This window comes from Streptomyces sp. NPDC054840, assembly GCF_053611065.1.
This window is the reverse complement of record NZ_JBSGZP010000020.1, coordinates 20318-27473: the sequence shown is the minus strand read 5'-3', so window position 1 is coordinate 27473 and position 7156 is coordinate 20318. Positions and strand designations below refer to the sequence as shown.

The 7156-nt window shown below is 69.3% G+C and carries 6 protein-coding genes and 1 pseudogene; 4 read left to right on the top strand and 3 right to left on the bottom strand.

Going from position 1 to position 7156, the window contains the following annotated elements; all coding sequences use genetic code 11:
- From ACWGIU_RS03375 to ACWGIU_RS03365, 3 genes and pseudogenes are all read left to right on the top strand, one after another.
- A pseudogene (locus ACWGIU_RS03375) lies at window positions 1-92 on the top strand (PPOX class F420-dependent oxidoreductase); the annotation flags it as partial.
- A gap of 480 nt (window positions 93-572) precedes the next feature.
- Window positions 573-1208: an SGNH/GDSL hydrolase family protein gene (locus tag ACWGIU_RS03370; protein WP_453701972.1), complete on the top strand. Its 636-nt coding sequence runs from the start codon at window positions 573-575 to the stop codon at window positions 1206-1208.
- A gap of 30 nt (window positions 1209-1238) precedes the next feature.
- Window positions 1239-2192 carry an alpha/beta hydrolase gene (locus tag ACWGIU_RS03365; RefSeq protein ID WP_453701971.1) on the top strand — a complete coding sequence of 318 codons (954 nt, stop codon included), beginning with the start codon at window positions 1239-1241 and terminating at the stop codon, window positions 2190-2192.
- 709 nt (window positions 2193-2901) lie between these two features.
- On the opposite strand, the gene ACWGIU_RS03360 is transcribed toward ACWGIU_RS03365, so the two are convergent.
- The 3 genes from ACWGIU_RS03360 to ACWGIU_RS03350 form a co-directional block, all read right to left on the bottom strand.
- Window positions 2902-3576, bottom strand: a complete 675-nt coding sequence (locus ACWGIU_RS03360) for a helix-turn-helix transcriptional regulator (protein WP_453701970.1) — start codon at window positions 3574-3576, stop codon at window positions 2902-2904.
- A complete protein-coding gene (locus ACWGIU_RS03355; protein WP_453701969.1) occupies window positions 3573-4757 on the bottom strand; it encodes a threonine synthase in 1185 nt (394 codons plus the stop codon). The genes ACWGIU_RS03360 and ACWGIU_RS03355 overlap by 4 nt, the downstream gene beginning before the upstream one ends.
- Window positions 4758-5220: 463 nt before the next feature.
- Window positions 5221-5799 (bottom strand): DUF4241 domain-containing protein, encoded by a 579-nt coding sequence (locus ACWGIU_RS03350; protein ID WP_453701968.1) that lies wholly within the window; start codon window positions 5797-5799, stop codon window positions 5221-5223.
- 436 nt (window positions 5800-6235) lie between these two features.
- On the opposite strand from ACWGIU_RS03350, the gene ACWGIU_RS03345 reads away from it, so the two are divergent.
- On the top strand, window positions 6236-6871 hold the full coding sequence (locus ACWGIU_RS03345) for a hypothetical protein (RefSeq protein WP_453701967.1): 636 nt from the start codon (window positions 6236-6238) through the stop codon (window positions 6869-6871).
- Window positions 6872-7156 lie beyond the last annotated feature (285 nt).

Below are 7156 nucleotides of genomic sequence, written 5' to 3'. Positions count from 1 at the left end.
ACGAGTTCCTCAAGCAGCTGGTGGCCGAGCGTCGAATCGTCATCCGGTTGTCGGTGGAGCGGCTGTACGGGACGGCCTTGGACATCGGGTAGATGGGACTGCGTACGTGCGCGGTAGCTCCTCCGAGCCCCGCACGACCCTATGCGACTCTGGACCTGCGGCTCGGGAGCCGGCTCCGTCCTTGGTGCCGGGATCGGCTTGTCGATCGTGATGGAGTTCCACGCCGGCGATGCCGCGCGGCTTCAGCGGGGCGCTGGGTTTCCAGGTTTTCTCGCCGAACCGGCAGGCCGTGTCAGCTTCCCGGCCCGAGTAGATCTCGTCGTCCAGTATGTCGGCTTCGGTGAGGTCCGGGCTGTCCACGCGGCGGTAGGCGGCCCACTTGTTCCGGTCCTTGAGGGGCACCCGCAGGTGGCTGCCCGCCCGGGAGTCCTTGCGGCGGAGCAGAAGTTCGACGGCCACCACCGGCCCAAGCGTGCTACTGGGCAAGCCCTTCACCCGCTGGAGCGTATTGCACAGATGATCTTGCGCGGGCAGCATGGCCTACTGACGAGACATCGTGGTCGCAGGGAGGTTTGGCGACCGGACTGGAGGCGCACGCCATGATCAGGCTGTCGGACGGGCCCATGACCTGGGTGGCGACGGGGGACAGTATCACCCAGGCCGCACTGCACACCCATGGCGCGCGCGGTTGGGTCGAGCACCTGCACGAGCGCGTGCGGTGGCAGCTGGGTCGGCTCACCGACGTCGTGGTCAACACCGGGGTCTGCGCGTGGGGCGCGGTCGACGTACTCGCGGCCCATGACCGCCTCATCGGCCGGTTCGAGCCCGATGTGCTGTCCGTGTCCCTCGGCACCAACGACTGCCTCGCCGGGGAGGAGGGGCTGCGCGAGTTCCAGGACGCGATGCGCCGGATCATCACCGGGGCGGGCCCGCAGACGCAGGTCGTCGTGCATACGCCGGTATTGGTCAGTTCCTCGGACCGGGAGCGGCGCGCGGCACTTCCCCTGTACTGCCAGGCCGCACGGGACATCGCGAAGGACACCGGCGCACTGCTCGTCGACCACGAGGCCCACTGGCTGGAGCGCCACGGCACGGCTGAGCCGATCGCGTGGCTCGACGACCCGGCGCACCCGAACGCGGCCGGTCACCTCCACATGGCGAACCACACCCTGCGTGTCATGGGTTTGGGCGAGCTGGACCCCCTCTAGAGCTGTCAGCCGGACCGGCCGGGAGAGACCATGGCTTTTGACCCGCAGTTCCAAGCCCTGTACGACCAGCGCGCCGCGCAAGGGGCCAGGCCGTTGTACGACATGACACTCGCCGAGGCCAGGGCGGCTGATCTGGCCGCTGTCCAGGCCGATGCCGGCGCTCGGGAACCCGTGCGAGAGGTGTTCGACGAGTCGATACCGGGGCCCGCCGGAACACTGCTCGTCCGCGTCTACCGGCCCGAGGCGGGACCAGGCCCCCTGCCCGTACTGGTCTATTTCTTCGGCGGCGGCTGGACACTGGGAAGCATCGAGACGAGCGACGCGATCTGCCGGAGTCTGACCAATGCCGCAGGCTGCCTCACCGTCGCGGTGGGATATCGTCTGGCGCCGGAGAGCAAGTTCCCCGCCGCGGTCCAGGACTGCTACGCGGCCCTGCGCTGGACCGCCGAGCACGCCGCACGCCTGGGCGGCGACACTTCGCGTATCGCTATCGGCGGCGACAGCGCCGGCGGCAACCTCACCGCCGCGATGACCCTCATGGCGCGGGACGCCGGCGGCCCGGCCATCCTGGCCCAACTGCTCGTCTACCCCAACACCGACTATCTCGCGGACACCCCGTCCCGCCGTGAGAACACCGATCCGCTCCTGTTCAACGACAAGTCCGTACAGTGGTATTGGGACAACTACCTGAACTCCCCCGAAGAGGGGGAAAACCCTCTCGTATCCCCGCTGCGCGCTTCCAGCCTCACAGGTCTGCCACCAGCTCTGGTCATCACCGCCGAGTACGACCCGCTGCGCGACGAGGGCGAACAGTACGCCCAACGCCTGCGCGACAGCGATGTACCGGTAGAGTCCACGCGCTACCCGGGGGTGGCCCACGGATTCTTCGCCATGGCGGGCGCCCTCGACGCGGGGAGCCGCGCACTCAAGCAGGCGGCCGCATACCTGCGCACCGCCTTCGCCGGCGACTCCACCGAAGCATGATGGCCTCACCTTGCACCCGGACTTGTGATTCCGGCAGTGGCCGCCGCGATCCGGTGAACCGTTCCGGCCAATCGGGGCCGCAGGGGCGCAGTCCCGCCACTGCCATGCGGCGGGCCCTGCGCCCCTCCGCGCGGTGTCAGCCCCGCGGCCGCCCCGGCGCTCAGTCTTCGGTCAGGCCCCGGCCCGGGGGGCCGCGTCGAGCCGGTGGTCCCGCAGCGTCGCGCGCAGATCGGCCACGCCGGTGAACACCGCGGCCCGCGACCGGCACTCCGTCGAGCGATGCGGGCGTGGCCTGAGACGCCTGAGGCTACCGCCGACGGCCCTCGCCGCACGGGGGGCGACTTGCTTGGCGTCGAAGCTCAGGGCGCGGGCGCCCTGATGCCGAGCTGGGCGATGATGGCGCGCAGGACGGATCCTGCCGCTGCCGGTGCAGATCGCGCTGTAGGGAACCCCACAGATAACTGCCCGCCCGTGGTAGTTGCGGTGGCGGCTCGATCTTCCGGCTGTCCGCGCCCGCCGGCCCGTACCCCGTCGGCATGCAGGACGGTCTATCTGACGGACCGGCCCGTAGCGACCCGTGGGTGGGCGCCGTGCGGGAGTTGATGCTGACCGTCCTGAACTCTGCCCGATCGGTACGAGGGTTCTCCCGTGCGCCGCAGCTCACCCCCATGCCCGCCGTGTTGCGGGCGCGGGTGGAGACCAGCTCGCCCTACTTCGTGTAGTTGTAGACGGTCGCCCGGGAGACGCCGAGCTGGTCGGCGATGAGTTGTGCGGAGCTCCGGGTCTCGAAGAACCCCTCCCGATGCAGCCGCCGCACCAGCTCGCGCTTCTGGTCGCGGTTGAGGCCACGCGGGGTGCTGGAGCGCTCCGCCGCGAACGAGTCGATGGCCGAGCGGAGTTCGCGTCCGGTGCGGTCGCGCAGTGTCTCCAGGGGCTCGCCTTGGTGTTCGACATCCGTAGCGACGAGGTTGGCCAGGGTCAGGGCCAGCGGCGACAGCGTGCTGACGTCCAGGTTCAGGCACAGGGCCGCGACATAGCGTCCCTCGGCGTTTTTGATGCCGATCGAGGTGCTCTTGGCCGGGCGTCCGTCGGGGAATTGGTTGCTGTAGTTCTGGATGACGCTGGGGTAGTCGGGGTCCGCAATGCGGCGCAGGCCCAGTTCGGTGGCGGAGTCACCGACCTGCCGTCCGGACAGGTTGTTCTCGATGGTGCGGATGGCGCTGTCGGGTCGGCGCAGATCGTGCAGGACTACCTCGCACAAACCTGGGAACATGCGCCCGACGGCGACAGCGATGCGCTCGGCTTCCCGTACGAGGTGCTCGTCTTCCGGCACGGTGGGCTGGTCGGCGCGTGTGTCATTCGGTCGGCCGGTGGGGTATGTCATCGAGCGCTGCTCGATTCCTGAGCGCCGTCACGGTGCCCGGCGAACACAGCGGCCATCTTCTCGGCGGACTTCAGCCCCGCGCCGGTGAGCACGACCACGGTCGTCTCGTCTGGAGCGATCTCTCCGGTCGCGATGAAGTGATCGAGGGTCGCCGCGGCGACGCTGCTGGTCGGCTCGGCGTACAAGCCTCGCGCGCTCAGTGCGCGGACCGCGGCGTGGATCTCCGCCTCGGGGACGGCGTAGGCGGCGCCGTCGGAGCGGCGGATGGCCTCCACCGCCTCGGGCAGCCGGACCGGGTGGGCGATGGACGCGCCCTCGGCGATCGTCGGCAGCCGCCCATTGCGGCTTGCCGGGTCGATGCCGTGGAAGGTGTCAGCAATGGTCGCCCAGTGCTCGGGCTGCCCGACGAACAGGCGCGGGCGCCTGTCGATCTGGCCGGCCCGGAGCAGTTCCCCGAACGCGAGGTCGCACCCGATGATGTTGCTGCCGGCCCCGGCCACGAGGACTACGTTGTCGGGCGCGGTGAAGCCGAGGGACTCCCACATCTCGTAGGCGATGGTCTTGGTGCCCTGGATGAACATGGGGTGCCAGTTGTGGCTGGCGTAGGGGATCTGCTCCGACTGACGGATGGCCTCGTTCGAGACCTCGTCGCGGGTGCCGTCCACAAGCTCGATCTCGGCCCCGTAGGCACGGGTCTGGAGGATCTTGGCCGCCGAGGTGGCGGCTGGAACGATGATCTTGGCGCGGATACCGGCAGCGGCGGCGTAGGCGGCCACCGCAGAACCGCCGTTGCCCGAACTGTCCTCGAGTACGTGGTCGGTGTCGTGTGCCACGAGGTGGGACATCATCACCGATACGCCCCGGTCCTTGAAGCTGGAGGTCGGATTGAACCACTCCAGCTTGAAGTGGACGCGCCAGCCGGCCCAGTCGACGGGGACCATCGGCGTACACCCTTCGCCCAGGCTCACCCGGCGGGCGGCCGGGACGGGCAGGGCCGCGTGGTAGCGCCACAGGGAACGTTCGGCGGTGTCGATCTGTTCGGGACGCAGGCCCGGCAGTGCGCTGACGGCGAGGGGGCTTCCGTCCTCGCCCCGCCAGCGAGGGTCGTCCAATGAGTAGCGCTTTCCGGACCGGTCGTACAGGTGGGGGGCGGTGACGGCTGAGTGTCGTTCGGCGTTCATGGGAGTTCCGGCTTCTACTCGCTCGACGTGCTGTCGCTGAGGTTCCCGGCCCGGCAGGCAACCTGCCCTCCCCATGTTAGACGTCCAATCTAGATGTGAACAGCAAATCTAGTTCCGGTCCGGGAGGTCAGCCCGGAGGAGTTGTGGACGTTCACGCTGGAAGACGGCGGCCGTGTCCGGTGATTTCTACCCGTGATGTGCGGTTCCGCAGGCGGGACTATGTGGGGCCGTGGATGAGCGTTGTCGAAGCGGTAGCGGTGGCCGTCGCGGTCGCGCAGCGTCTGTTGGACGACTCTCTGCGTGGTCATGAAGCGGGGTGACGGCGACACCCTCGTTGCACACGAAGCATGACTTCGCTTGAGGCCAGGCTGTCGGCATCCCGGACGCGCGCCTCCTCGTGGGACAGGGCGCCACCGCCCGTACGGGACTTCGCGTCCCATCTTCGAACGTCACGTACATCGTGTCAGGCATCGGCGCCGGCTCCGTCCCGCTCCGCGAGCGCCTCGGGCATCCCTTCCAGCAGCACCACGACGGCGACCAGCTCACCGACGTCGGAACGGCCGAGCCACAGGGGGTAGGTACCGTCCCCGGTCGTGGCGAAGGCCATGAGTTCGCCGCCGGAGGCCTCGTCCCAGGTGCGTTGCATGAAGAGGGATCCGTCGTCGATGTCCTCGTACCCGTCCAGGTCCGGCTCTCCCTGGATCAGCCCCCGCTCGTAGAGCGCGACGAGCGGCTCCCAGGCCCCGGCGTCGGCGAAGCAGCCGGTGGCGCCGTCGGTGTCGAAGCCGGCGATCTGGTTCTCGATGAACAGCCGGGGATCGTCGTCGGCGGCGAGGGCCATCTCCCAGGTGGCGGCGGGGGTTTCGCTGGCGAGGAGGCGGACCGCCGTGCGGGCCGTGGTCGTGACCTCGGTGTTCCGCCACTCGCAGTGGTAGCTGTAGCGGACGCACGCCTCGTCGACTACGTACTCCCCGGGCGGGACCGGGACCGTGATGCGCGGCCCGTCGCCTTCGTCGGCGTCCGGGCCGGAGACGGCCAGCAACCCGCTGGGTACGCGCAGGCCGGCGACCCGGCGCGGCTCACGACGGACATCTCGGGGTGGTACCCGTCTGTCACACGCACCCCGGGCCGGAACAGCTCGTTGATCGGCCCGGGCTGTGCGGGGCGCGGCGGACGCCAGCACCCCACTCCTGCGCTCCGCCTTGATTGTGTTCCTGATCTGCAAGGTAACCGCCGGGTATGACAACCGGCCCACTGGGCGGGTGGTGAGGCGGGTCGGTCTTCGTGGACCCGCCGGTCGGTCTTCGTGGACCCGGCCGAGTCGACCGGGCGGGAACTGCCGGGGCTCGATCTGACGTCTCCCCTGATGCCCCGTGGGGTTCCGCCACGCGTGGGTGAGTCCGCGCACTGTCGGCCGATGCCTGTCAGTGCTCGGCAGCGTTCTGGTGTCGTGGGACAGCGGAGGGGGACGGGGCGTCATGGCGGATACGAGCCGTAACAAGATCTGGGCGGTGATCGGTGCCTCCTTCGTCGCCGTCGGCCTGCTGATCAGGTTGGTGATCGCCATGGGCGACTCCCACTCATCGCCCGTACCGATTGCGAGCCGGCCGTCACCGGACGACAGTGCGATGACGCTCAATCCGGGGGACCATCCCCCGCCCAGATCCCTCTGCGCGCACGTCGACTTCCAGGAGTTCACGGGCGTGTTCCAGCTGCAAGGTGCACGCGACGGCTACAACACCGGTCTCGAACCCGAGGTGGTCTCCGGCTCCATGTGCGAGCAGTCCATGTCTCGCGGCGGTACGGGCGCGGGCGTGGTCGAGGTCACCGTTCTCTGCAGCGCGTGGCGGGACGAGGCCAAGGCCATTGACGGGTTCGAGCTCGGCCGGGCGGCGCCCTACGGCCCCCCGGAGGCGGTATCCGGTCTCGGGAACGAGGCCTACCGCTACCGCGGCTCGAACCATCCCACCGTCGGTATGAAGGTCCGTGCCCGCAACCTCGACTGCAAGGTCGAGGCCGAGCCGAAACCGCCGCTGACCGACGCCGAGGCCGACGGCACCTTCACGGCGATGCAGCAGCTCCTTCAAACCCTGATCCCCAAGCTGGCCCACTGAGTCGAGGAGAACGTTCGAGATCACCTGGGGGCACGGGCCGCAGCGGGGGCGCGGAGAAACTCTCGGGCCTCCACGTCTTAGCGCGACTACTGTGCTGCCGGTAAGACACCGTCTTCACGTCCGTCAACTGTTTTCCGCCGAGGGCGGTCCGACGCCGGCCGTGGGAGGTTCTGACCCACGGGGTCCGGGTCAAGGACGCCCCCGGGAAGCCGGTCTACGCCGACAGCCTGGCGCAGCTCACGGACTTCCTGCCGTTCCAGGTCGAGGTCGGCTGCGGCGTCTCCT

Coding starts and splice junctions, on each gene's coding strand:
- ACWGIU_RS03355 (WP_453701969.1), bottom strand. CDS start 4,757: ATGAACGCCGAACGACACTCAGCCGTCACCGCCCCCCACCTGTACGAC.
- ACWGIU_RS03360 (WP_453701970.1), bottom strand. CDS start 3,576: ATGACATACCCCACCGGCCGACCGAATGACACACGCGCCGACCAGCCC.
- ACWGIU_RS03365 (WP_453701971.1), top strand. CDS start 1,239: ATGGCTTTTGACCCGCAGTTCCAAGCCCTGTACGACCAGCGCGCCGCG.
- ACWGIU_RS03345 (WP_453701967.1), top strand. CDS start 6,236: ATGGCGGATACGAGCCGTAACAAGATCTGGGCGGTGATCGGTGCCTCC.